The 25,126-nt window shown below is 70.0% G+C and carries 15 protein-coding genes and 1 pseudogene; 8 read left to right on the top strand and 8 right to left on the bottom strand.

The genetic code is table 11. The features are described 5' to 3' along the window. A pseudogene (locus QMX80_RS10870) lies at nucleotides 1–226 on the top strand (methyl-accepting chemotaxis protein); the annotation flags it as partial. A 132-nt stretch (nucleotides 227–358) separates the two neighbouring features. Here QMX80_RS10870 and QMX80_RS10865 read toward each other — a convergent pair. From QMX80_RS10865 to ttcA, 3 genes are all read right to left on the bottom strand, one after another. Further along, entirely contained in the window at nucleotides 359–1,156 is a 798-nt protein-coding gene (locus tag QMX80_RS10865; RefSeq protein ID WP_282277029.1) for a SprT family zinc-dependent metalloprotease, read from the bottom strand. Between the two features lie 53 nt (nucleotides 1,157–1,209). Next, complete coding sequence (locus tag QMX80_RS10860) at nucleotides 1,210–2,118, bottom strand: recombination-associated protein RdgC (protein WP_282277027.1); 909 nt, start codon at nucleotides 2,116–2,118, stop codon at nucleotides 1,210–1,212. Between the two features lie 94 nt (nucleotides 2,119–2,212). Beyond that, nucleotides 2,213–3,124: a tRNA 2-thiocytidine(32) synthetase TtcA gene (ttcA, locus tag QMX80_RS10855; RefSeq protein ID WP_282277026.1), complete on the bottom strand. Its 912-nt coding sequence runs from the start codon at nucleotides 3,122–3,124 to the stop codon at nucleotides 2,213–2,215. Between the two features lie 224 nt (nucleotides 3,125–3,348). On the opposite strand from ttcA, the gene xylB reads away from it, so the two are divergent. Both xylB and xylA read left to right on the top strand, forming a co-directional pair. Beyond that, nucleotides 3,349–4,845 (top strand): xylulokinase, encoded by a 1,497-nt coding sequence (gene xylB / locus QMX80_RS10850; RefSeq protein ID WP_282277025.1) that lies wholly within the window; start codon nucleotides 3,349–3,351, stop codon nucleotides 4,843–4,845. A gap of 42 nt (nucleotides 4,846–4,887) precedes the next feature. Beyond that, a complete protein-coding gene (gene xylA, locus QMX80_RS10845) occupies nucleotides 4,888–6,222 on the top strand; it encodes a xylose isomerase (protein ID WP_282277024.1) in 1,335 nt (444 codons plus the stop codon). 314 nt (nucleotides 6,223–6,536) lie between these two features. On the opposite strand, the gene QMX80_RS10840 is transcribed toward xylA, so the two are convergent. Further along, entirely contained in the window at nucleotides 6,537–7,595 is a 1,059-nt protein-coding gene (locus tag QMX80_RS10840; RefSeq protein WP_282277023.1) for a LacI family DNA-binding transcriptional regulator, read from the bottom strand. Nucleotides 7,596–7,891: 296 nt separating this feature from the next. On the opposite strand from QMX80_RS10840, the gene QMX80_RS10835 reads away from it, so the two are divergent. Genes QMX80_RS10835 through QMX80_RS10820 form a run of 4 tightly spaced genes read left to right on the top strand, consistent with a single transcriptional unit; the run spans nucleotide 7,892 to nucleotide 14,746 of the window. Next, complete coding sequence (locus QMX80_RS10835) at nucleotides 7,892–10,000, top strand: alpha-glucuronidase family glycosyl hydrolase (RefSeq protein WP_282277034.1); 2,109 nt, start codon at nucleotides 7,892–7,894, stop codon at nucleotides 9,998–10,000. A gap of 47 nt (nucleotides 10,001–10,047) precedes the next feature. Beyond that, on the top strand, nucleotides 10,048–11,976 hold the full coding sequence (locus QMX80_RS10830; RefSeq protein ID WP_282277033.1) for a sialate O-acetylesterase: 1,929 nt from the start codon (nucleotides 10,048–10,050) through the stop codon (nucleotides 11,974–11,976). Between the two features lie 19 nt (nucleotides 11,977–11,995). Then, nucleotides 11,996–13,252, top strand: coding sequence for a D-mannonate dehydratase ManD (manD, locus tag QMX80_RS10825; protein WP_055768885.1), 1,257 nt, complete (start codon nucleotides 11,996–11,998; stop codon nucleotides 13,250–13,252). Nucleotides 13,253–13,255: 3 nt separating this feature from the next. Then, entirely contained in the window at nucleotides 13,256–14,746 is a 1,491-nt protein-coding gene (locus tag QMX80_RS10820; protein WP_282277018.1) for a mannitol dehydrogenase family protein, read from the top strand. 63 nt (nucleotides 14,747–14,809) lie between these two features. On the opposite strand, the gene QMX80_RS10815 is transcribed toward QMX80_RS10820, so the two are convergent. From QMX80_RS10815 to QMX80_RS10800, 4 genes are all read right to left on the bottom strand, one after another. Next, entirely contained in the window at nucleotides 14,810–16,003 is a 1,194-nt protein-coding gene (locus tag QMX80_RS10815; RefSeq protein WP_282277017.1) for an endo-1,4-beta-xylanase, read from the bottom strand. 40 nt (nucleotides 16,004–16,043) lie between these two features. After that, nucleotides 16,044–17,468: a glucuronate isomerase gene (gene uxaC, locus QMX80_RS10810; RefSeq protein ID WP_282277016.1), complete on the bottom strand. Its 1,425-nt coding sequence runs from the start codon at nucleotides 17,466–17,468 to the stop codon at nucleotides 16,044–16,046. A gap of 68 nt (nucleotides 17,469–17,536) precedes the next feature. Then, a complete protein-coding gene (locus QMX80_RS10805) occupies nucleotides 17,537–20,383 on the bottom strand; it encodes a glycosyl hydrolase 115 family protein (RefSeq protein WP_282277015.1) in 2,847 nt (948 codons plus the stop codon). Between the two features lie 88 nt (nucleotides 20,384–20,471). Next, nucleotides 20,472–21,761, bottom strand: coding sequence for an MFS transporter (locus QMX80_RS10800; RefSeq protein WP_345782373.1), 1,290 nt, complete (start codon nucleotides 21,759–21,761; stop codon nucleotides 20,472–20,474). 448 nt (nucleotides 21,762–22,209) lie between these two features. Here QMX80_RS10800 and QMX80_RS10795 point away from each other — a divergent pair, with 448 nt between their 5' ends. Next, nucleotides 22,210–25,083, top strand: coding sequence for a TonB-dependent receptor (locus QMX80_RS10795; protein ID WP_282277014.1), 2,874 nt, complete (start codon nucleotides 22,210–22,212; stop codon nucleotides 25,081–25,083). Nucleotides 25,084–25,126: the final 43 nt, after the last annotated feature.

Genomic DNA, 25,126 nt, shown 5'->3' with positions numbered 1-25,126 from the left:
CACCATGGGCGAGATCGTCAGTTCGGTGCAGCGGGTGACCGACATCATGGCCGAGATCTCGGCTGCCTCGCAGGAACAGAGCGCCGGCATCGAACAGGTCAACCAGACCGTGGTGCAGATGGACGAAGCCACCCAGCAGAACGCCGCGCTGGTGGAGGAAGCCACCGCCGCCGCGCATTCGATGGAACAGCAGGCACAGGCCCTGGCCGAAGCGGTTTCCCTGTTCCATCACTCGGCCGGCACCGGCCATGCGGGGATCGCGTCGCGGCGCACCGCCTGAATCGCAAAGCCGCCATGGCCGCCGCCCCCATCAAGCGGGCGGGGCCGCCGGGTGGCCGGCGGTCCCGCGGCGCGGGCACTATGCCGGTGCCTGCACCTGCAGCATCTGCCGCAGTGTCGCCTTGAGCATGCGTCCTTCCTCGCGCAGGTAATCGCGCTCCTGCCGCCAATGCGGGAAGCGCGCTTCCACCTCGGCCCAGAAAGCCGGCGAATGGTTGGCCTGCAGCAGATGGCACAGTTCGTGGACCAGCACGTACTCGAACGCCGAAGGACGCGCCAGCACCAGCGCCAAGTCCAGTGCCATCGAACCGTCCGGTGCCAGCGAACCCCACTGCGAGGACATCACCTTCAGCCGCAGCCGCGCCGGCGCGCGCGACAGCCCCGGCAGATAGGCCGGCAGCCAGCGCCCGACGTCGGCACGCATCTGCGCTTCGTAGAACTCGCGCAGCACGCGGCGCAGCGAGGCGTCGCCGGCCCGTGCCGGCAACTGGATGCAGGCGCCTTCGGCGTCCACCTCGATGCGGGTGAAACGCCCCTCCTGCCAGCGCACCGGCAGCAGCGCACCGCGCAGCGGCAGCACGCCGGTCCCGCGCAGCGCCAGCGGCGGCGCCATGAGTCCGTCGCCGTCGAAGCGCGCCAACTGCTGCTGCAGCCATTGCCGGTTGGCCTGCAGGAAACGCTCGCCGGACACCAGGCTGGCGCGCAGCGGCATCGTCAGCCGCGCGCCGCGCTCGTCCACGCTGAGCTTGAGCCGGCGCGCGCGCGGATCGCGCACGCGCAGCACCTCGATCTCGGCATCGTCCAGGCGCAGCCGCACCGTGTCGCGCTGGATGGCGGGCGCGACGGGTGCGATCAGGCGGCGGAACAGGTTGGCCATGCGCCCAGCATAGTCCCTGCCCGGTCAGGCGACCGGGTAGGTGGACTCCCGGTTCAGCTGTCGGCCTTGCTCAGCTTGAACGCCTGTTCCAGCAGCAGGAACAGGCGGCGGATCTCGCCGCTCTGCAGGGCGAAGCGCGCGTCGAGTTCGGCGCGGCGGCCTTCCTCGTCGATGTGCTCGAGCTGGTCCAGCGCGCCGTCGAGGAACTTGAGCTTGCGCACGATCAGGTCGTCGCCGAGCACGAAGGACAGGTTGTCCTCGAACACCAGCGCCAGCTTGGTGACCTGCTTGCCGGCGTCCAGATGCTTGTCGATCTCGTCGCAGCGCAGTTCCTGGTGCTGGCACTTGACCACCGCGCCGCCTTCGGCCGGGTCCTTCATCTCGCACTCTTCGCCCAGGCTCAGGCCTTCGGGCAGCGGCTCACCGGCGATCCACGCGGTCAGGATGGCGCGCGGCGCGACTTCGGCGTTCAGCGGCATCGCCGGGAAGCTGCCGAGCATGCCGCGGATGTCGCTCATCACGTTCTCGCCGGTCTTGCGGCTGGAGCTGTCCACCGCGACGTAGCCGTGCTGCAGGTCGAGGAAGGCGTCGGTGCGCGAGCTCTTGACGAAGGCGCGCGGCAGCAGTTCATGCAGCAGGTCGTCCTTCAGCCGCTTGCGCTCGCGGCCGCCGGGCTTGCGCCCTTCCTTCTCTTCGATCTCTTCGAGCTTCCGCGCCAGCAGGTCGTTGACCACCGCGCCGGGCAGGATCTTCTCCTCGCCGCCGACGGTGAGCCACAGCGCGTCGCCGATGCGGTGCGAGAACTGCTCCTTCTCCTCGCGCCCGAACGGCGAGATGAAGCCGCGCGAACTCATTTCCAGCGCGCCGACCGGCTTGAGCACCACGTGCGGCAGCAGGGTGTCGACCTCGGAGAAATCGACGGAGGTGGGGAAGCGGAACAGGGTGAGATTCTTGAAAAACATGGATGTCCTGCGAAATGCGTGATCGGGGGGAGGAATCCTCCCGCCCGGAGAGGGCGCCGCGACGCGGCGCATGGATCATGGCGACTACGCCGCCTCAGTCTTCTTCCTGCGGAAGAGCGGCCTGCGTGTCGCCGCCGGCCAGCCAGGCATGCGCATCGGGCAGCGGCGCGTCGTCGCGGCGGCCCAGCGCCAGGAAGTCGAACAGGTTCGGATCGGCCATCTGCGAGGGACGGATGTCGCCCATGGCGCGCGAGATCTGCTCGATGCGGCCGGGATGGTCCTTTTCCCACTGTTTCATCATCAACCCGACCTGCCTGCGCTGCAGGTTTTCCTGACTGCCGCACAGGTTGCAGGGGATGATCGGGAACCGGCGCGCCGCCGCGTAGTCGACGATGTCGCTCTCGCGCACATAGGCCAGCGGACGGATCACCACGTGCCTGCCGTCGTCGCTGCGCAGCTTGGGCGGTATGCCGGAGATCTTGGCGTGGTGGAACAGGTTCATGAAGAACGTGGCCACCATGTCGTCGCGGTGGTGGCCCAGCGCGATCTTGGTGAAGCCGTTCTCCTCGGCGTAGCTGTACAGCGAGCCGCGGCGCATGCGCGAGCACAGCGAACACATGGTCTTGCCTTCCGGGATCACCCGGCTGACCACCGAATAAGTGTCCTGTTCGATGACGTGGTACGGCACGCCGAGCCCGGCCAGGTATTCCGGCAGCACGTGTTCGGGGAAGCCCGGCTGCTTCTGGTCCAGGTTCACCGCCACCAGCTCGAACGGCACCGGCGCCTTCTTCTGCAGCTGCAGCAGGATGTCCAGCAGGGTGTAGCTGTCCTTGCCGCCGGACAGGCAGACCATGACCTTGTCGCCGGCCTCGATCATGCCGAAGTCGGCGATGGCCTGGCCGACCTGGCGGCGCAGGCGCTTGGCGAGCTTGTGGTGTTCGCGCTCGGCCGCGCGGGGATCACGGGCGCGCGGAGCGGGATCGGGAAGGGGGATGACGGCATTCATGGACCGGGCATTGTAGCGACTGCGCCACCCGCATCGGCCCTGCCTGGCCCGTTGCGCATTGCAACAACGCGTGGCCGGTACTGCTGCTAGAGTTCAAGGCCCCACGACACGGATCACCGCGGCATGGAATCAATCGTCTCTTCCCCGGAGGCTTTTTTTTGGCGCGCTTTTGGTAGCGCTAACATTTTTCTGCTGGAAGCGGTTCCGCTGCAGGAGCGCCAACCATGAGCGGACTGTTCGTCGGGCTGGATGTCGGTACCCAGAGCGTCAAGCTGGTCGCCTACGATCCGGGCACGTGCGCGGTGGTGGCCAGCCATGGCCAGCCGCTGGAACTGATCGCCGGCGATGACGGCAGCCGCGAACAGCATGCGCAATGGTGGATCGACGCCATCCGCGCCTGCTTCGCCCGGCTGGAGCCGGCGCAGCGTGCGCGGGTGGCGGCCATCGGCGTCTCCGGCCAGCAGCACGGCTTCGTGCCGGTGGATGCCGCCGGGCGGGTGCTGGCGCCGGTCAAGCTGTGGTGCGACACCAGCACCCAGGCCGAGTGCGGCGAGATCATGGCCGCGCTCGGCGGCGCTGCCGGCGCCATCGCCCGGGCCGGCAATCCGATCCTGGCCGGCTACACCGCCTCCAAGCTGCCGTGGACGCGCAAGCACCGCCCGCAGGCCTATGCCGCGCTGGCGCACATCCTGCTGCCGCACGACTACGTGAACTTCTGGCTGACCGGGGAGTATTTCTGCGAGCACGGCGATGCCTCTGGCACCGGCTGGCTGGACGTGCGCAGCCGGCGCTGGTCGCCGGAACTGCTGCATGCCACCGATCCGCACCGCGACCTCTCCGCCTGCCTGCCGCCGCTGGTGGAGACCGGGACGCTGTTCGCCGTCGCCCCCGCCATCGCCGCGGAACTGGGCATTCCCGCCGGGACGCAGGTGGCGGTCGGAGGCGGCGACAACATGATGGCCGCCTTCGGCACCGGCGCGGTCGTGCCCGGACGGCTGGCGATGAGCCTGGGCACCTCGGGCACGCTGTTCGCCTACTCCGATACCCCGGTGGTCGATGCGGAAGGCGCCTGGGCGGCGTTCTGCTCGTCCTCCGGCGGCTGGCTGCCGCTGATCTGCACCATGAACTGCACCGTGGCCACCGAATCGGTGGCGCGCCTGTTCGGCTTCAGCGCCCGCGAGGGCGATGCGCGCATCGCCGCCAGTGCGCCCGGCGCCGGCGGATTGACCCTGCTGCCGTTCCTCAACGGCGAGCGCACACCCGACCTGCCGCATGGCAAGGGCGTGATGACCGGGCTGGATCCGGGCAATGCCGACCCGGCCAATTTCTACCGTGCGGCGATGGAGGGGGCCACCTACAGCCTGAAATACGGCTTCGACGCCTTCATCCGCGCCGGCATGGCCTTCGACAGCATCGTGCTGACCGGCGGCGGCGCCAACAGCCCGGCCTGGCGGCAGATGGTCGCCGATGTGTTCGGCCTGCACGTGGAAGTGCCGCGGCAGACCGAAGGCGCCGCGTTCGGCGCCGCGCTGCAGGCGTTGTGGTCGCTGCAGCGGGCGCAGGGCGGATCGGCCATGCCGGCGCAGCTGGTGGCCGCGCACGTGGCGGTCGATCCGGCACGCGCCGCCGCGCCGGACCCGCAGCGGGTCGAAGCCTACCGCGCGCCCTACCGCCGCTTCCTCGAACACCTGGACGCCGTGCGGCCGCTGTACGCCGCCTGACGTTTCTCCACTTCTCCCCTCCATGCCAGACAGGAGCAATACATGAGCATCCACCCCTTCATCGGCGCCACCGAGTACTTCCCCGGCATCGGCCGGATCCAGTTCGAAGGCCGTGATTCGGACAACCCGCTCGCGTTCAAGGTCTACGACGCCGACAAGGTGATCGGCGGCAGGACCATGGCCGAGCACCTGCGCTTCGCCACCTGCTACTGGCACACCTTCGGCAATGCCGGCCACGATCCGTTCGGCCCCGGCACGCGGCGTTTCCCGTGGGACAAGGGCGATGCCATGACCACCGCCGAAGCCAAGGTCGATGCCGCGTTCGAGTTCTTCACCAAGCTGGGCACGCCGTACTGGTGCTTCCATGACGTGGACCTGGCACCCGACGCCGACGACATCGGCCAGTACCAGAAGAACCTCAGGCACATGGTGGCCCTGGCCAAGGAACGCCAGCAGGCCACCGGCATCAAGCTGCTGTGGGGCACGGCCAACCTGTTCTCGCACCCGCGCTACATGAACGGCGCGGCCACCAACCCGGACTTCGCGGTGGTCGCCCGCGCCGCGGTGCAGGTCAAGGCAGCGCTGGAAGCCACGGTCGAGCTGGGCGGCGAGCACTACGTTTTCTGGGGCGGCCGCGAAGGCTATGCCTGCCTGCACAACACCGACATGAAGCGCGAGCTGGGCAACTTCGCGCGCTTCCTGGGCGCCGCGCGCGATTACGGCCGCAGCATCGGCCTGAAGGGCAATTTCCTGATCGAACCCAAGCCGATGGAGCCGATGAAGCACCAGTACGACTTCGACAGCGCCACGGTCGCCGGCTTCCTGCGCGAGCACGGGCTGGACAAGGATTTCAAGCTCAACATCGAAGCCAACCACGCCACGTTGTCCGGCCACACCTTCGAGCACGACCTGCAGGTGGCCTCCGACCACGGCCTGCTCGGCAGCATCGACGCCAACCGCGGCAACGCGCAGAACGGCTGGGACACCGACCAGTTCCCGACCGACCTGTACGACACGGTCGGCGCGATGCTGGTGGTGCTGCGCCAGGGCGGGCTGGAGGGCGGCCTGAACTTCGATGCCAAGCCGCGGCGCGAATCCACCGACCTGCAGGACCTGTTCATCGCCCACATCGGCGGCATGGATGCGTTCGCGCGCGGCCTGGAGGTGGCGCATGCGCTGCTGAACGATTCGCCGTGGGAACGGTGGCGCCGCGAGCGCTACGCCAGCTTTGACAGCGGCACCGGCAAGGACTTCGCCGACGGCAAGCTGGGCCTGGCCGAGCTCGCCGCAATGGCCGCCACCCTCGGCGAACCGAAGCAGGCCAGCGGCCGCCAGGAGGCCTATGAGAACCTGTTGAACCAATACCTGCTGCGCTGACGGCATGAGGTGGGCCGGCGCCATCCGCCGGCCCACCGTCTTCCGTGGAAGGGGCTCGGGTCCGCATCCGCGTACCGCTCCAGCGCCAGGGCAACCGTCACGCGTTCGCGCGCGATGCCGCCCCGGCGGGGTCCGTGCGCCGGAGGACCAGGGCTCCTTCCACGGAGGATGGGAAACGGCCGGCGCGACCGGCGGAAACAACACGCGACCGGCGGCACGGGCGCGCATGACGGGGAAACGACTGCATGGCCGGCATCACCACATCTGCGGCAGCCGTGATCGGGCCCGGCACCGGAGACCGGGCGCAGCGGCGCTCAGCTTCCGCGGCGCGGCGCGGCCACCGAATCGCGCTTGACCAGCACGTGCTGCACCACCTGGTCGATCAGCACGTGCTCGCGCTCCTTGTTGCGGATGCTGCGCAGCAGGTGGTCCAGGGCGGCATCGGCCATCGCCTCCAGCGGCTGCCGCACCGTGGTCAGTTCGGGCCAGACCCGGGTCGCGGCCGAGGTATCGTCGAAGCCGACCACCGACAGGTCGCCGGGCACATCCAGCCCGCGCCGGTGCGCCACCGAGACGGCGGCCGCGGCCATGTCGTCGTTGCTGGCGAAGATCGCGGTGGGCGGATTGCGCCGCGTCAGCAGCTTCTCGGCCGGCTCCAGCGCCGAACGGTAGGTGTAGTAGCCCTGCTGCACCAGCGCGCGGTCCGGGGCGATGCCGGCAGCGGCCAGCGCCGCCTGGTAGCCCTCGAAGCGGCGCTGGCTGGCGACCTGGTTGGGATGGCCCTTGATGTAGCCGATGCGGGTATGGCCCAGCGAGATCAGGTACTCGGTCATCTCGCGCGCCGCACGGAAGTCGTCGATGTGCACGCAGGAGATGTCCTCGCGGAAACGCTCGGCGGCGATCGCCACCACCGGGATGCCGGCGCGCACCAGTTCGGACACCACCGCCTTGGATTCGCCCAGCGGCGGCGGCAGGATGACCCCGGCCACGCTGCGCGCCAGTGCGCGCGCGGAGCGGCGCTCGCCCTCGGCATCGAGTTCGTCCCAGGAATCGATCACCAGCTGCACCGCCGCGCGCGCGGCGCCGTGCAGCACGCCCACCAGCAGGTCGCTCAGGTACGCGCCGCTGGGATTGGTATAGATCAGCGCTACCCGCGTGCTCTGCGCGGCGGCCAGCGTGCTGGCAGCCAGGTTCGGCGTGTAGCCCAGCTTGTCCACCGCGCGCAGCACGCGCTCGCGGGTCGCGTCGCGGACATTGGCGTTGCCGTTGATCACCCGCGAGACGGTCATCGGCGAGACCTTGGCCAGCGCCGCCACCTCGCCGATGGTGGTCGCGTGGCCCTTGCGGCGGATCGATTTCCTGACCTTCTCCAAGGTGTGTCCCTTCGTGTGGCCGGCGGACACGGGGGCCGCGATGCGCGGTTCCCTGCGCAGATCCCAGGCCAGGCGCCATGGAAACGCGTATCCGGTGCGGACGTGATCCAACTGCGCACCATGGTAGCGACAAGCCGCGCGGCGGGCGACCGCTCCGCACCGGCACGGACCCTTCCGCATCCGCCTTGCCCGAACCGAGGAAACTCCCGATGAGCCTGCCATCCCGCCCGCATCCGCCACCCCGCACTGGCCGCCTGCGCCGCTTCATCGGTGCCTGCGCCCTGCTGCTCCTGGGGATGCAGGCCCTGCCCCTGCACGCCGAGGACGGCTACGACCTGTGGCTGCGCTACCGGCCGCTGCCGGCGGCCGACGCGCGGGCCTGGCAGGCGGCCGCCTCGCAGCTGGTCGCCGCCGACGCCACGCCGACCCAGGCCGCGGCGCTGGCCGAGCTGAGCCGTGGGCTGGAAGGACTGCTCGGCACCGCGCCGGCGCGGGTGTCCACGGTGCGGCGCGACGGCGCCCTCGTCCTCGGCACGCCCGCCTCCTCGCCGCTGGTGGCCGGGCTGCGGCTCGACGCCGCGACGCTGGGCCGCGAGGGCTATCTGATCCGCAGCGTGCGCATCGACGGGCACGCGGCCACGGTGATCGCCGGCAACGACGACATCGGCGTGCTGTACGGCGTGTTCGCCTTCCTGCGCTGGATGCAGGAAGGCCGGACGTCCACCGGGATCGACCTGCGCGATGCCCCGCGCGTGCAGCTGCGGCTGCTCGACCACTGGGACAACCTGGACCGCAGCGTCGAGCGCGGCTATGCCGGCCAGTCGCTCTGGGACTGGCACAAGCTGCCCGGGCATCTGGACCCGCGCTATACCGACTACGCCCGCGCCAACGCCTCGCTGGGCATCAACGGCACGGTGCTCAACAACGTCAACGCCAAGGCGCTGAGCCTGACCGCGCCGTGGCTGGAAAAGGCCGCCGCGCTGGCGGACGTGATGCGCCCCTACGGCATCCGCGTGTACCTGAGCGCGCGCTTTTCCGCGCCGATCGAGATCGGCGGGCTGGACACCGCCGACCCGCTCGATCCCGCCGTGCGCCGGTGGTGGCGCGACAAGGCCGACGAGATCTACCGGCTGATCCCCGATTTCGGCGGTTTCCTGGTCAAGGCCAATTCCGAGGGCCAGCCTGGCCCGCAGGACTATGGCCGCAGCCACGCCGACGGCGCCAACCTGCTGGCCGCGGCGGTGGCGCCGCACGGCGGCATCGTGATGTGGCGCGCCTTCGTCTACTCGCACGAACAGCCCGACGACCGCGCCAAACAGGCCTACAGCGAGTTCGTACCGCTGGACGGCAGCTTCGCCGGCAACGTGATCGTGCAGGTCAAGAACGGCGCGATCGACTTCCAGCCACGCGAGCCGTTCCATCCGCTGTTCGGCGCGATGCCGAAGACGCCGCTGATGATGGAATTCCAGCTCACCAAGGAATACCTGGGCTTCGCCACCCACCTGGCCTACCTGGGCACGCTGTACGAGGAAGCCCTGCGGGCGGACACGCACGTGCAGGGCGAGGGCTCGACCGTGCTCCGGGTGGTCGACGGCTCGCTGCACGGCCATGGCCTGACCGGCATGGCCGGGGTGGCCAACATCGGCAGCGACCGCAACTGGAGCGGCTCGATCTTCGACCAGGCCAACTGGTACGCCTTCGGCCGGCTGGCCTGGAACCCCGCGCAATCGGCGCGCGATATCGCCGCCGAGTGGGTACGCATGACTTTCACTGGCGACCCGCGCTTCGTGGCGCCGGTGGTGGACATGATGATGGCCTCGCACGAGGCGGTGGTGGACTACATGACCCCGCTCGGCCTGCATCACCTGATGGCGCGCGGCCACCATTACGGCCCGGCGCCGTGGGACGCCGGCAGCGAACGCGCCGACTGGGACCCGGTCTACTACCACCGCGCCGACGCGCACGGCATCGGCTTCGACCGCACCGCGACCGGCAGCAACGCGGTGGCGCAGTACGCCGCGCCGCTGGCGGCCGGGTTCGGCGACGTGCACCGCGTTCCGGAAAAGTACCTGCTGTGGTTCCACCACGTGCCGTGGGATTTCCGCCTGGCCTCCGGCGACACGTTGTGGAACGAACTGGCGCACCGCTATACGCGCGGCGTGGACGAGGTGAAGGACATGCGCGCGACCTGGGCCGGGCTGTCCGCCCATGTCGATGCCGAGCGCCACCGCCAGGTCGCCGATTTCCTCGCCATCCAGCAGCGCGAAGCGCAGTGGTGGCGCGATGCCAGCCTCGCCTACTGGCAGAGCCTGAACCGGTTGCCGCTGCCGGCCGGCGAGGCACCGCCGCCGCATCCGCTGTCCTGGTACCAGTCGCTGTCGTTTCCGTTCGCCCCGGGGCATTGACCGTGAATCCGAACCTCTCGCGCAGCGTGTCGCGCTGCTTCAACGCCATGCTGCTCGCGCTGGCCGGCAACGCCTTGAGCGCACGGGCAGCCGACCCGCCGCTGCTGCACCCGCTGTTCCAGGATCACGCGGTGGTGCAGCGCGACCGGCCGATTCCGGTGTGGGGCCAGGCCGCGCCCGGCGCGCGGGTGCAGGTCGAACTCGCCGGCAGGCGCGTGGAAACGCAGGCCGGCGACGATGGCCGCTGGCAGGCGCGGCTGCCGGCGCTCGAGGCCGGCGGTCCGCATGAACTGATCGCCCGCAGCGGCGGCCAGACCCGGCGCGTGGCCGATGTGCTGGTCGGCGATGTGTGGCTGTGCAGCGGCCAATCGAACATGGAGCTGCAGGTGCATCGCAGCCTGAACGCGCGCGCGGAGATCGCCGGCGCCGACAACGACCGCATCCGCCTGCTCAGGGTGCCGCAGGCCGGCATGCCCGCGCCGCGCCGCGATTTCGCCGGACCGGTGCGCTGGCAGCCGGCCACGCCCGCGAACGTGCCGGAGTTCTCCGCGGCCTGCTACTACTTCGCGCGCGAGCTGCAGAAGGACGTGGACGTGCCGATGGGCCTGATCAACGCCTCGCTCGGCGGCTCGCGCATCGAAGCCTGGTTGAGCGCAGGGGCGCTGCGCGGCGCCGGCGATTACGGCGACGCGCTCGACGTGCTGGCGCAGTACGCGCACGCGCCGCAGGCAGCCAGTGCGCGCTGGGGCGAACTGTGGGACGCGTGGTGGAACGCGCAGCCGGGCGTGGCAGCCAGCGACCGGCCGTGGCTGCCGCAAGCCGCCGCCGCAGGCTGGCGCGCCGCGCCACCGCAGCTGGGCAACTACCAGGCCTGGGGCGTCCCCGGGCTGGAACACTTCACCGGCATGCTCTGGTACCGGGCGAAGCTGAGGCTGAGCGCGGTGCAGGCCGCGCAGGGCGCCACGCTGGCGCTGGGCAATGTCGACGAGATCGACCAGACCTGGGTCAACGGCCGCGGCGTCGGCAGCAGCTATGGCGGCGACGCCCGCGCCTATCCCCTGCCGGCCGGCCTGCTGCGCGAAGGCGACAACCTGATCGTGGTCAACGCGCTCAACACCTACCTCGACGGCGGTCTGGTCGGGCCGAAGGACACCCGCGCCCTGCTGCTGGCCGACGGCACCCGCATCGCGCTCGACGATGCCGGCTGGGAATACCGCACCGTGCCGCCGGGCATGGCCACACCGCCGCTGGCGCCCTGGTTGTCGGCCTCGGGCAAGACCACGCTGTACAACGGCATGGTCGCGCCGCTGGGCCAATACGCGCTGCGCGGCGCGCTGTGGTACCAGGGCGAATCCAATACCGGCGAGGCGGCGGCCTATCCCGGCCTGTTGCGCGCCTACCGCAGCGACCTGCGCGCGCAGTTCGGCGCCGGCCTGCCGCTGCTGGTGGTGCAGCTGGCCAACTATGGCGCGGCACCGACGCGACCGCAGGAAAGCGGTTCGGCGCAGCTGCGCCAGGCGCAGCGCATGGTCGCCGCCGAGGACGGGCGCAGCGGCCTGGCGGTGGCCATCGACATCGGCGAGCGCGGCGACATCCATCCGGCCAACAAGCAGGAACTGGGCCGGCGCCTGGCGCGCGCGGCGCGGCATGTGGTCTATGGCGAACGCCTGCCGGCCTCCGGCCCGGTGCCGCTGGCCGCACGCCGCGAAGGCGATGCGGTGGCGGTGCGCTTCGGCGACATAGGCGACGGCCTGGTCGCCTATGGCGGCGATGGCCCTCTCGGCTTCGAACTGTGCGGCGACGCTACCGGCTCGTGCCGCTACGCCGACGCGCGCATCCGCGGCGACGAGGTACTGCTGCGCGCCGACGTCTCCGCTGCCACCCGCGTGCGCTACGGCTGGGCCGACAGCCCGGTCGTGACCCTGTACGACGGTGCCGGCCTGCCCGCCGGTCCGTTCGAAATCCGCATCCCGTGACCCCTGCCCCCGAGCGCCCATGAACGCCCAGACCCGCGAAACCAGCCACTACGGCTCGAACAACGACCGCCGGATCGTCGATGCGAAAGTCATCGTCGCCTGCCCCGGCCGCAACTTCGTCACCCTGAAGATCACCACCCGTTCCGGCGTGTACGGGCTGGGCGACGCCACCCTCAACGGCCGCGAGCTGGCCGTGGCCGCGTACCTGCAGGAGCACGTCGTGCCCAACCTGATCGGCCGCGACGCCGGCCGCATCGAGGACCTGTGGCAGTTCCTGTACCGCGGCGCGTACTGGCGGCGCGGCCCGGTGACGATGAGCGCGATCGCCGCGGTGGACGTGGCGCTGTGGGACATCCTCGGCAAGATGTCCGGCCTGCCGCTGTACCAGCTGCTCGGCGGGCGCTCGCGCGAAGGCGCGCTGGTCTACGCGCACGCCCACGGCAGCGACATCGCCGAGGCCAGCGACGATGTCGGCCGCCATATCGAACAGGGCTTCCTCGCCGTGCGCGCGCAGTGCGGCGTGCCCGGGGTGAAGAAGGCCTACGGTGCCGTCGCCGCGGGCAAGGCCTACGAGCCGGCCGAAAGCGAGCTGCCGGCCGAGACCGTGTGGAACACGCCGCGCTACCTGGACGTGGTGCCGAAGCTGTTCGAGCGCCTGCGCAAGGACCACGGCGACGACGTCGAGCTGCTGCACGACGTGCACCATCGGCTCTCGCCGATCGAGGCCGCGCGGCTGGCAAGGAGCGTCGAGCCGTACCGGCTGTTCTGGCTGGAGGATGCGACCCCGGCCGAAAACCAGAAATCGTTCGAACTGATCCGCCAGCACTCGGTCACCGCGCTGGCGGTCGGCGAAGTGTTCAACTCGATCTGGGACTGCAAGCACCTGATCGAGAACCAGCTGATCGACTACATCCGCACCACCCTCGTGCACGGCGGCGGCATCACCCACATCCGCCGCCTGGCCGACTTCGCCGCCCTGCACCAGGTGCGCACCGGCTTCCACGGCGCCACCGACCTGTCGCCGGTGACGATGGGCGCGGCGCTGCACTTCGACACCTGGGCGCCGAACTTCGGCATCCAGGAATACATGCTCCATGTCGAGCTGACCAACGAGGTGTTCCCGCACGACTACGTCTTCCGCGACGGCCGCCTGCATGTCGGCGACACGCCGGGGCATGGCGTGGACATCGACGAGAAACTGGCCGCGAAGTACCCGTACTCGCCGAAGCAGCTGCCGATCGCGCGCCTGGAAGACGGCGCGATGTGGGACTGGTGACCGATGGACGCCACCGCTCCCGTTCCCCCTCGGCTGCGCCCTCGCCTGCGCGGCGCCTGCCTCGATGCGCTGCCGCCCGCCGTCGCGCACCCGTCCTACGACCCGTCCCGCACCCGGACAGGCATCGTCCACTTCGGTCCCGGCGCTTTCCATCGCGCGCACCAGGCGGTCTACATCGACGCGCTGCTGGCCGATGCGCCGGACTGGGCCATCAGCGCCGTCTCCCTGCACAGCAGCGGCGTACGCGATGCCCTGCGGCCGCAGGACGGGCTCTACACCCTGGCGCTGCTGGACGAGCGGCCATCGCTGCGGGTGATCGGCGCGATCCGCGAGGTCCTGTGCGCGCGCGATGAAGCCGACGTGGTTCTCTCGCGCCTGTCCGACCCGGCAGTGCGGCTGGTGACCCTGACCATCACCGAGAAAGGCTATTGCCTGGCCGGCGGCGAACTGGACATGGCGCATCCGGACATCGTCCACGACCTGGCGCGGCCCGACGCGCCGGTCAGCGCGATCGGCTACCTGGTGGCGGGACTGCGCGCGCGGCGATTGCAGGGAATGCCACCCTACACCGTGCTCAGCTGCGACAACCTGCCCGACAATGGCGGCAAGCTGCGCCGCGCATGCGTGGCTTATGCGCGCCGTCTCGATCCCGCGCTGGCCGAATGGATCGACGCCCGGGCGACGTTCCCGCGCTCGATGGTCGACAGCATCACCCCGGCCAGCGACGAGGCGCTGCGCGAACGCGTGGCCGACGCGCTCGGATGCGTCGATGCCTGGCCGGTACAACGCGAGCCGTATGCACAGTGGGTGGTGGAGGACGCGTTCTGCGCCGGCCGCCCGGACTGGGAACGGGTGGGCGTGACGATGAGCGCCGACATCGCCGGCTACGACCGCGCCAAGCTGCGCCTGCTCAATGCGCCGCATTCGGCGTTGGCCTACCTGGGACTGCTGCTCGGCCTTGAAAGCGTGGCCGAGGCGATGCGCCATCCCGCCCTGGGACCGTTCGTGGAACGGCTGTTGCGCGTCCACATCGCTCCGAACCTGGCGCTGCCGCGGGGGCTGGACGCCGACGCCTACATCGGCGCGATCCTCGCCCGCTTCGCCAATCCGGCGGTCCGGCACCGGCTGGCGCAGATCGCCCAGGACGGTTCGCAGAAGATCCCGGTACGCCTGCTCGACACCATCGGCGAGGCGCTGGACAGGGAGCACCCGATCGATGCGCTGTGCCTGCCGGTAGCCGCCTGGTTGCAGTTCGTGCGGCGCGAGACCGGCAACGGCGCAGCCCTCGCCGACCCGCTGGCCGTCGCACTGGCCGAAGCCGGGCACGCCGCCAGCGGCGACGCCGCGCAGGACGTGGCCCGCTTCCTGCGCATCGACGCCGTGTTCGGCCCGCTGGCGGCCGACGCACGCTTCGTCCAGGCCTTGCGCCGCGCCTATGCGCGCCTGGGCGATGGCGGCGCGTCGGCGGTCGGCCGCGCCCTGGGCGGACACTGACCCCGCGCAGGGCGCCCACCTTGCTGGCTGCCACGGCGGCAAGCAGGGCGGGCCGGCGCCGCGTCAGCGGTCCGGCGCGGCCTGCGCCGGTATCGCCAGCACCGCCTCGAAGGCCGGCTTGGGCTGCGCATTGCGGTCGAACAGCAGCGGATAGTTGGTGCGTCCCCTCACCGGGAAATCGTTCTTCCAGGACGCTCCGTCATGCACGTTCCAGAACGTCACCCGGCTGATCGCCGCGCGCTTGCGGTGGAACAGCGCGAACAGGTCGGCGTAGCGCCGCGCCAGCCTGTCCTGCATGTCCGCCGGCAGGCTCTGCGGCCACGGATCGAGCCGCTGCCGCTGGACCGGATCGTCGGGCAGCTGCAGGTGCTCGTCGGCGCGCATGCCGTCGGCGACCGGCGGGTGCGGCAGCACGTCGATGTCCAGTTCGGTGATCATGACCTTGATCCCGAGTGCGGCGAAGGCGTCGATGCTCTGCTCGATCTCCGCGATCGACGGGCTGTCGATGCCCCAGTGGCCCTGCATGCCGATGCCGTCGATGCGCAGCCCGTCGGCCTGCAGCATTTTCACCATGCGCACGATGCCTTCGCGCCGCAGCGGGTTCTCGGTGCCGTAATCGTTGTAGTACAGCTCGGTGTCGGGGGCATAGCGGGCGGCGAAGCGGAACGCCTCGCGCACCAGGCGGTCGCCGTCGCCGACGTTGCGCAGCCACTGACTGTCGCGGTAATTGCCGTCGTCGCCGATGACCTCGTTGGCCACGTCCCAGCCCTGCACCTTGCCGGCGTAGCGGCCGGCGACGTGCTCGATGTAGTCGCGCAGGCGTTCGATCTGCGCGTCGGCGCCATGCGCCCGGCCCTGCCCGTCGACGAACAGCCATGGCGGGGTCTGCACGTGCCACAACAGCGTGTGGCCAACGACGAACATGCCGTGCGCGCGGCCGAACGCGACGACCGCATCGCCCGGCGCGAAGTCGTACTCGCCCGGCCGCGGCAGCACGCGCTCGGGCTTGAGCTCGTTCTCGGCGGTAATGGTGTCGAACTGGCGCAGCACCAGCGCCTGCGAGGCGGCATCGCGCCCGTCGGCCACGGCCTGGTTGATCGCCGCGCCGACCAGGAAGTCGTCGCGGTAGGCGGCCTTCAACGTGGTCGGTAGCGTGGTTGGCTGCGCGGCAGGTGGCGCGGCCGGCGTACAGCCCAGCACGGCGGCCAGCGTGGCCGCCAGCACGGCGTGGCTTAGCAGGGGGAGTCGTCGGTTCATGGTGTGGCTCCTTGGAAAGCGGGGGCGGCGTGGAGGGGGCTCACAGCTTGTAGGCCTGTTTCGGCAGGCGGTAGGCCAGGTCCACGGCCAGTTCGGCCGCCTCGTCCTCGTCCAGCCGGTGCTCGGCCACCAGGCGGGCCAGGAACGCGCAGTCCACGCGCCGGGCCACGTCGTGGCGCGCCGGGATCGACAGGAAGGCGCGCGTGTCGTCGTTGAAGCCGACCGTGTTGTAGAAGCCGGCGGTGCTGAGGGTCTGCTCGCGGAACCGCCACATGCCCTCGGGCGCATCGTGGAACCACCAGGCCGGGCCGAGGTACAGGCACGGATAGTGGCCGGCCATCGGCCCGAGCTCGCGCGAATAGGTGCTCTCGTCGAGGGTGAACAGGATCAGCCGGAAATCCGCCTCGTTGCCGAAACGGTCCAACAGCGGCTTCAACCCGCGCACGTATTCGCTGACCAGCGGCAGGTCAGCGCCGATGTTGCGGCCATGGCGCCGGAACAGCGTCGGGTTGTGGTTGCGATGGCAGCCCGGGTGCAACTGCATCACCAGGCCATCGTCCAGGCTCATCGCCGCCATCTCGGTCAGCATCTGGCCGCGGAACAGCGCCGCTTCCCCGGCGCTGAACCGCCCGCTCACGATCCTGCCGAACAGTTCGCGCGCCTGCGCGGCGGACAGGTCGGCGGTCATCGCGCTTTCGTGGCCGTGGTCGGTCGAGGTCGCACCCATCGCCTTGAAGAAGCCGCGGCGGTTGCGATGCGCGCGCAGATAGCCCTCCCAGCTGTGCACGTCCTCGCCGGTGATGTCGCCGAAGCGCTCCAGCGCCCCGGCGAATTCCTCGTGCTCCGGATCCACCACCGCGTCGGGGCGATAGGCGGTGAGCACGCGGCCGTTCCAGCCGCTGTCGGCGATGGCCTGGTGGTGTTCGAGCGTGTCCAGCGGTCCTTCCGTGGTGGCGATGACCTCGATGTTGAAACGCTCGAACAGGGCGCGCGGACGGAACGCATCGCCCTGCAGCGCGGCGGTGATGGTGTCGTAGTAGTGGTCGGCGGTGCCCGCGTCCAGGCGCACGCGCAGGCCGAACACCTCATGGAAGACATGGTTCAGCCACAGCGACGACGGCGTGCCGCGGAACAGGTGGAAGCGCTCGGCGAACACGCGCCAGGCCTGGCGCGGATCGACCGGCGCGCGGCTGCCGTCGGCACGCGGAATGCCCAGCGCATCCAGCGGCACGCCCTGGCTGTAGAGCATGCGGAACACATAGTGGTCGGGCACCAGCAGCAGTTCGGTGGCGTTGGCGAACGGCGCGTTGCCGGCGAACCAGGCCGGGTCGGTATGTCCATGCGGGCTGACGATCGGCAGCCCGGCGACCTGCGCGTACAGGCGGCGGGCAATGGCGCGCTGGGTCGGGTCGGACGGGAACAGCCGGTTCTCGTCCAGGGAAAGCGTCTTGCCGGGAATGCTCATGTGGGAATGTCGCTCAGGTCGGAGTCCGTGCCTTCCGCTCCGCACGCGGTGCGGAAGGCGGGGTTGGGTCAACGGCGCACGCTTTCCGGCGGCCCCAGGTAGCTGTCGCGCGCCTGCCCGCGCACGACCTCGACGCGCTGGAACACCACGCCCGGGTCGATGCGCCACAGCTTCAGCACCTGCGCGCCGGCCCGGCCCGGGTGGCGCGAGACGACGACGTGCACGCTGTCGGCGACCGCCCTGCTCCAGGCGGCGAAATCCGCATGGCCCGGCGTGGGGTCGAGCCTGATCGCCACTTCCTGCGGCGCTTCGTCGCCCAGCGAGACGGCGAAGCGCAGGCCGTCGCCACCGCGGAAATCGAGCGTCGGCGATACCGTCATCCGCACCTCCACCGGACCGTCTTCCCGCAGCCACAGCGGATACTCCAGGTGCGGCGCGGCGCCGCCCGGCGAACTGGCCGGTGCCGTCGCCGGCAACGCGGTCACTCCGGACAGCGTGCGTCCCAGGTTCGGGATCTCCACCCAGCGCACGTCGTCGCCGTCCACCCGGCGCGCCGTGTGCGCGGCTTCGATCGCGACGACGCCATCGCTTTCGATGAAGCCCCGCGCCCGCCGCGCATCCGCACGCTCGATGGGGACCTCGACATGGACCTCGGTGCCGTCGCTGCCGCGCAGGGACAGCCCGCCGGCATGCGCATCGGCCGCCAATGCGTTCCAGTCCACCTCCACGCGCAGGCGCACGGTATCGCCCACCTCGCCGCTGGCGGGCGAAACCCGCAGCCACGGCTGCGACGGCCGCGCCTCGAAGCGGAAGGGCGCCGCGCCACGGTTGAACACCTCCACCTCGCGCGCGGTCGCGCCCACCGGGTCCAGCGCCGGCAGGCGCGCGCCATCGGCGACCTGCGGCCAGACGCGCGCGTCGCCCTCGACCGCCACGCCCATCACGCCGCGCGCCGGCACGTCCACCCGCGACAGCGCCGGCAGCACGTTGCGCTCGGGTTGCTGCCAGTGCGTATAGCCGATGCGCGGCTGCGCCATCATGTGGATCCATTTGCCGCCGGCGATGTCCTGTTCGTACACGCGCGCCAGTTCCGCGTCGCGGGCGAACAGGCGCTCGGCCTCGTCCGCCCAGGCATTGGCCGAGGCGCGGCCCTGCAGGGCGTGCATCCGGTTGCGGGCGACGGCGACATACAGCGCGTTGAGGTTGGCGCTGGCCAGGATCGGGTACTCGACCAGCTGGTAGTACGCATCGCGCTGCGCCGCGCCCAGCGCCGCGCCGATGCGCCGTGCCTGCCCGGCCAGCGCTTCCCATCCGGCCATCACCCGCTCGGCTTCGTGGTAGTCGACCAGGCTGTAGGTCTCCGGCGCCAGCAGTTCCGGCTTGCGGCGCGCGTTGTACTGCGTGTAGCGGGTCAGCAGTTCGCCGATCTCCGCCGCCTGCGCGGCACCGAACTGCGCGGCGGCCCATTGCGCCGGATAGGCCTGCAGCTGCGGCAACTGCAGCGCATCCGGGTTCCACGCGTAGTCGAGGAAGAAGCTGATCGGCAGCTCCATCGGCTTGAGATCGCCGACATTGACGATCCACAGCCGGTCCGCACCCAGCGCGTGGGCCAGGCCCATCTGCTCCCACACCCGTTCGATCTGGGTGGTGTTGATCCACTTGTAGTTGCGCGGCCCACCCACGTAATCGAAGTGGTAGTACACCCCGTAACCGCCAGCGCGGCTGTCGCCGGCCCGGGGCAGGCGGCGGATGTTGCCCCAGTTGTCGTCGGCGAACAGCAGGGTCACGTCGTCGGGCACGTCCATGCCCTGGTCGAAGTAGTCCTGCACTTCCTTGTACAGCGCCCACACCTGCGGCGTCCGCTCGGCGGGCTTGCCGGTGGCCCCGGCGATGATCCGGCGCTGGTCGGCGACGATGCGCTCCAGCAGCGGGATGGCGGTGGCCTCGCCCATGGCCTCGTCGCCGTCGCCGCGCATGCCCAGGGTGACCACGCTCTCGTGGCCATCCATGCGCGCGATGCCCTCGCGCCAGAAGCGGCGCAGCGCGTCGGCGTTCTTCGTGTAGTCCCACGGCCCGTTGCCGTGGCGCTCCCACTCCACGTGCGCGCGCATCATCGGTTCGTGGTGGGTGGTCCCGATCACCACGCCGTACTCATCGGCCAGTTGCGGGTTGAGCGGGTCGTCGTCGTGGAAGGCGCGGCCCCACATCGCCGGCCACAGGTAGTTGCCCTTCAGGCGCAGGACCAGCTCGAATACATGTTCGTAGAAGGCGTGGTTCGGCCCGCCGAACTTCGCCTTCATCCAGCCGCCCAGGGCCGGATCCTCGTCGTTGAGGAAGATGCCGCGGTAGCGCACCACCGGCGCATCGGCGAAACGGCCGGGTGCGGCGTACAGGGCGGCGTGGCGCGGCACGGGTACGTCGGCCCACCAGTACCACGGCGATACGCCCAGCCGCCGCGACAGCTCGTAGATGCCGAAGATGGTGCCGCGCCTGTCCGCGCCGGCGACCAGCAGCGCGCGGTCGATCCCGGGTTCGGGATGCTCCACCACCTGCAGCAGGTAGCCTTCCCAGCGCCCGGCCACGCCGGCGGTATCGATGCCGCGCTCGCGCACGATGCGGTCCACGCGCGGGCTGTGGCCGAGCGTGCCGGCGATGATCGCGGTGCGCGGCGCGGCCCCGTCCAGGGACAGCGTTGCCGGGGCGCCGGCGACCTTCGACAGGTCGCCCTGCAGGTCGCGCACGGCGCGCAGCACGCCGGGGAAGTCGCCCGCATCGGCGACGATGGCGACCGGGCGGCCGCCTTCGATCAGGGCCATCGCGCCGGGCACCGGATCGGCACAGACCGCCGCGGCCTGCGCGCACTCGCCTGCCTGTGCGCGCTGTGCGAGCAGCGCCAGCAGGGCGACGGCAAACATCCGCGACGCCTTCATTGCGTTGCCTCGCAGGTCATGCGTCGATGTTCGCGGCGTGGCACCGGCGCCGGATCCGCAGGGATGTTTCTGGTCATGGACTGCCTCCCGTTCCGTCCAGTGTCGCCGGCCGCATCCGCGGCGCCAGCAGGTGTACCACCAGCAGCGCCAATCCATAAGCGGCGCCGGCGATGAGGAAGATGCGCGCATAGCTGCCGGTGGCCTGCAACTGCGAGCCGGCGAACAGCGACATGCCGATGCCGCCGACCGCACCGGCGAAGCCGCCGATGCCGACCACCGAGGCCACCGCCTGGCGCGGAAACAGGTCCGACGGCAGGGTGAACACGTTCGCCGACCAGCCCTGGTGGCCGGCCATCGCCAGGCCAATCAGCGCCACCGCCAGCCACAGGTTGTGGACCTGGGTGACCAGCACGATCGGCGCCACGCACAGGGCGCAGGCCAGCATCGCGCCCTTGCGCGCGCGGTTCAGCGCCCAGCCGCGCGCGAGCAGGCGCCCGGCCAGCCAGCCGCCGGCGACACTGCCGGCGTCGGCCATCAGGTACACGACGATCATCGGCAGGCCCAGCGTCGCCAGCGACAGGCCGTATTCCGAGGCGAGGAACTTGCCCAGCCAGAACAGGAACAGCCACCACACCGGGTCGGTGATGAACTTGGCCGCGACGAAAGCCCAGGCCTGGCGATGGCGCAGCAGCCGCAGCCATGGCACCTCCACCGTGGGCTCGGGCGGATCGCTGCGGATGTGCGCCAGTTCGGCGGGCGACAGCTTCGGCTGCGCCTCCGGGGTGCGGTACCACAGCAGCCAGACCGCCAGCCAGACCGCGCTGAGGATGCCGGTGAACAGGAACGCGGCACGCCAGCCCAGCGTGGCGGCGACCACCGGCACCAGCAGCGGCGCCAGCACCGCGCCGATGTTGGAGCCGGCGTTGAACACGCCCACCGCCAGCGCGCGTTCGCGCCGCGGGAACCATTCGGCCACGGTCTTGATCGCCGCCGGGAAGTTGCCGGCCTCACCCAGGCCCAGCGCGAAGCGCGCCAGGGCGAAACCGAGCACGCCCACCGCCAGCGAGTGCGCCATCGCCGCCAGGCTCCACACGCTGATCGCGACCGCATAGCCGATGCGCGTGCCGAAACGGTCGACGATCGCGCCGGCGCACAACAGGCCGATCGCGTAAGCGGCCTGGAACGCGCTGACGATGTAGCCGTACTGCTGCTCGCTCCAGCCGATCTCGCCCTGCAGGAACGGCGCCAGCACGCCCAGCACCTGGCGGTCGAGATAGTTGATGGTGGTCGCCGCCAGCAGCATCGCGCAGACGCGCCAGCGGTAACGCCCGAGCCGAGCCGCCGTGTCGATTTCCCGGCTCACGCCCGCCTCCACGGCCGCATGGCCCGCACGTGCCTGGCCCGGCCGGCGCGCGGCATGGCCCACCGATCCGCGCGCCTCGACTTCCCGACCTTCCAATGCATCACTCCTCTCCCGGTGCATGCAGAATGGATCCAGATTGATAGCGCTACCATTAACACATCCCCGCAGCGATGTCCCTCCGCTGCGCCCGATCGGGCCGGACGCAACGGGCGTACCGGCAGGATGTTTGGAATTCGGCCCTCCGCTGCCAGGCGCGGATTCCAGGCGCCGATCCGGCCATGCTGCTTTGCAGCGTGTTCCGCGCATGATGGTAGCGCTACCATCCAATCACTCCTGGTTGTTCCAAGACTGCAACGCATCACTTCATGCTGTAACGCAGAGCCCTGCCAAGCCATTACGCGCAGGACGCAAAAACACACATCATCTGAATTCGGGAAGGGGAATTACGGTGAACAGGAAACTCGTCAAGACCACGCTGTCCAACGCACTTGGGCTGGCCCTGCTGGGCGCGGCCAGCGGCCCGTTGTGGGCGCAACAGGCCGAGCAACAGAACAACGACACGCAGGCGCGGCCGGCTCCGGAGCAGCGCACTGCGACCGAGCTGGATACCATCACGGTGACCGGCTACCGCCACAGCGTCCAGCTCTCCACCGACGCCAAGCGCGACGCCACCGGCTTCACCGATTCGATCTTCGCCGAGGACATCGGCAAGTTCCCCGATACCAACATCGCCGAATCGCTCAGCCGCATCCCGGGCATCCAGATCAACCGCGACGTCAACGGCGAAGGCATGAAGATCGCCATCCGCGGCCTGGGCGAGAACTTCACCAAGACCACGATCAACGGCAATACGGTCGCCACCGCGTCGATCGGCCTGGACCAGCAGAACCAGAACCGCGAAACCGACCTGACCCTGTTCCCGACCGAGTTCTTCAACACGCTGACCGTCTACAAGTCGCCCAAGGCCAGCCTGCCGGAAGGCGGCGCCGCCGGCCTGGTGGACATGCGCAACGCACACGCCTTCGACAACCCGGGCAAGCACCTCACCTATTCGCTGCAGGGCACCCACAACACCGTCTCCGGCGGCGTGGCGCCGCAGGGCTCGCTCATCGGCAGCTGGACCAACGATGCGGGCACGTTCGGCGTGCTTGCCGGCGTGTCCTCGGTCAAGGGCAAGATGGGCGTGAAAGGCTGGGAAGACGGCATCAGCGACCACTGGACCACGCCGGCGCTGACCGCCGCGCAGGGCGGCGGCAGCGGCACCGCGGTCTCGAACCGCTGGGGCATCTGGCCGGTGGTGCCCAACAACGCGGCGATGATCAGCGCCGGCCTGACCCCGGGCCAGACCATCGACAAGAACTGGCTGCTGGCGCACAACCCGGGCCTGAGCATCGCCCAGATCGACGATGCGCTGATCCCGGCGCTGGGACGCCCGCTGTACATGTCCGGCGACCGCGACCGCGATTCGTTCCTCGGCTCGGCCGAATGGCGTCCGAGCGACAGCGTGCACGTCTGGGTGGACACCCTGTACACGAAGGCGCACCGCGCGGTGAACCGCCTCGACCTGGACCTGCTGGGACGCAACTTCGGTTCGCCCACCGGCATGATTCCGCTGGACATGAAGGTCGACGGCAACGGCGTGGTCACCGACGCTACTTTCGCCGGCGCGCAGGTATTCCTGCAGGCCCGTCCCTACACCGAGGACGTGGACTACTGGCAGGTGAACCCGGGCGCCACCTTCTGGTTCGGCGACGAGGGCAACATCAAGCTCGACGTGAACGCCGGCGTCAGCCGCAGCTGGCTGCGCCGCGTGATGCCGACCATCATGGTCAACTCGCCCTACTTCACCGGCAAGTACGCCAACCACAACGGCTTCCCGGTCATCACCTCGGACCTGGACTTCAACGATCCGGGCCTGGGCTGGACCTGGAACGACCTGCGCCTGCAGAACGAAAAGCGCCTGACCAAGACCTCGAACCTGCGCGCCGACCTGCAGTTCGGCGACGACCGCAACAACGTCAGGGTCGGCGTGTCCACCGACAGCAACCTGCGCCGCATCCAGGCCTTCGACGGCCAGGCGGCGTGGAAGCCCTATGCGCAGGGCCAGGTCACCAATGCCGACCTGGCGAAGTACCTGATCAGCGGCCCGGGCGGCTTCATCGGCGTCGATTACGCCGCCTTCTTCAAGGCCACCGACTTCGCCAAGTACAGCGCCGCCGCACCGGAAGTCAACGCAGGCAATCTCAGCCAGTCCACCGGCAGCTTCGACGAGACCAACAAGGCGGCCTATGCGGCGTTCAACATGGCCAGCGACGTCTGGGGCCGGGAACTGCGCATCAACGCCGGCGTGCGTTACGCCTCCACCGACCAGACCATCAGCGGCCCGGTCACCCTCGGCGGCATGCGCCAGTGGCAGGACCTGAAGAGCGACTACAGCGAGTGGCTGCCGTCGTTCAGCGCCGCCTGGGACGTGGCCGACAACGTGGTGCTGCGCATGTCCGGCAGCAAGACGATGAGCCGCCCCAACCCCGGCGCGATGCTGCCGGCGACCACCCTCAGCGGCTCCGGCGTGGATACCGGCCGCCAGGGCAATCCCAAGCTCAACCCGTACATCTCGACCAACTTCGACCTGGGCGGCGAGTGGTACACCGGCGAAGAGGGCTTCGTCGGCCTGACCTTCTTCAACAAGCGGGTCGAGGGCTATACCTTCGAGGGCACCACCCGCAAGACGCTGGCGGAGATGGGCATTCCCTACGATTCGCTGAGCGATGGCCAGAAGGCGCAGGTGGGCGGCAACTACGACACGCTGCTGGTCACCGTCTCCCAGCAGGTCAACGCCGATGCGGCGCTGAACGTGCGCGGCTGGGAAACGATCTGGGTGCAGCCGCTGAACTTCGTGTTCGATGGCCTGGGCTTCATGGCCAACTACACCAAGCTCAACCTGAGCACCGCCGGCCGCGACGCCCATGCGCTGACCGGCAGCCTCTACGGCGTCTCGCCGAAGATGTGGAACACCACCGCGTACTGGGAGAACGACGTGGCGATGCTGCGCCTGTCGTACAACTGGGCGCAGGGTTCGATCCAGTCGGCGCCGAGCACCAGCAGCATCCTCGGGGCACAGGAGTACGGCAAGGACCGCGGCCAGCTCGACCTGTCCGCCAGCTACACGCTGAAGAACCTGCCGACCAGTCCGCAGGTCACGCTCAGCGTGAGCAACCTGCAGAACAAGCCCATGGTCCGCTACTTCGGCTACGACAACGTCGGCTACAGCTATTACGATCCGGGCCGCACCATCACGTTCGGCATCCGTGGTTCATTCTGACGCAGCGGCAGACCTCCGCGGCCCGTCCGGCTCCATGCCGGGC

Source organism: Stenotrophomonas sp. PS02297, from assembly GCF_029959705.1.
Classification (GTDB): Bacteria; Pseudomonadota; Gammaproteobacteria; order Xanthomonadales; family Xanthomonadaceae; genus Stenotrophomonas; species Stenotrophomonas nitritireducens.
Note: the sequence above shows the minus strand (reverse complement) of the source record. Positions and strands in the feature narration are given on the sequence as shown.

Coding starts and splice junctions, on each gene's coding strand:
- QMX80_RS10865 (WP_282277029.1), bottom strand. CDS start 1,156: ATGGCCAACCTGTTCCGCCGCCTGATCGCACCCGTCGCGCCCGCCATC.
- QMX80_RS10860 (WP_282277027.1), bottom strand. CDS start 2,118: ATGTTTTTCAAGAATCTCACCCTGTTCCGCTTCCCCACCTCCGTCGAT.
- ttcA (WP_282277026.1), bottom strand. CDS start 3,124: ATGAATGCCGTCATCCCCCTTCCCGATCCCGCTCCGCGCGCCCGTGAT.
- xylB (WP_282277025.1), top strand. CDS start 3,349: ATGAGCGGACTGTTCGTCGGGCTGGATGTCGGTACCCAGAGCGTCAAG.
- xylA (WP_282277024.1), top strand. CDS start 4,888: ATGAGCATCCACCCCTTCATCGGCGCCACCGAGTACTTCCCCGGCATC.
- QMX80_RS10835 (WP_282277034.1), top strand. CDS start 7,892: ATGCAGGCCCTGCCCCTGCACGCCGAGGACGGCTACGACCTGTGGCTG.
- QMX80_RS10830 (WP_282277033.1), top strand. CDS start 10,048: ATGCTGCTCGCGCTGGCCGGCAACGCCTTGAGCGCACGGGCAGCCGAC.
- manD (WP_055768885.1), top strand. CDS start 11,996: ATGAACGCCCAGACCCGCGAAACCAGCCACTACGGCTCGAACAACGAC.
- QMX80_RS10820 (WP_282277018.1), top strand. CDS start 13,256: ATGGACGCCACCGCTCCCGTTCCCCCTCGGCTGCGCCCTCGCCTGCGC.
- QMX80_RS10815 (WP_282277017.1), bottom strand. CDS start 16,003: ATGAACCGACGACTCCCCCTGCTAAGCCACGCCGTGCTGGCGGCCACG.
- uxaC (WP_282277016.1), bottom strand. CDS start 17,468: ATGAGCATTCCCGGCAAGACGCTTTCCCTGGACGAGAACCGGCTGTTC.
- QMX80_RS10805 (WP_282277015.1), bottom strand. CDS start 20,383: ATGTTTGCCGTCGCCCTGCTGGCGCTGCTCGCACAGCGCGCACAGGCA.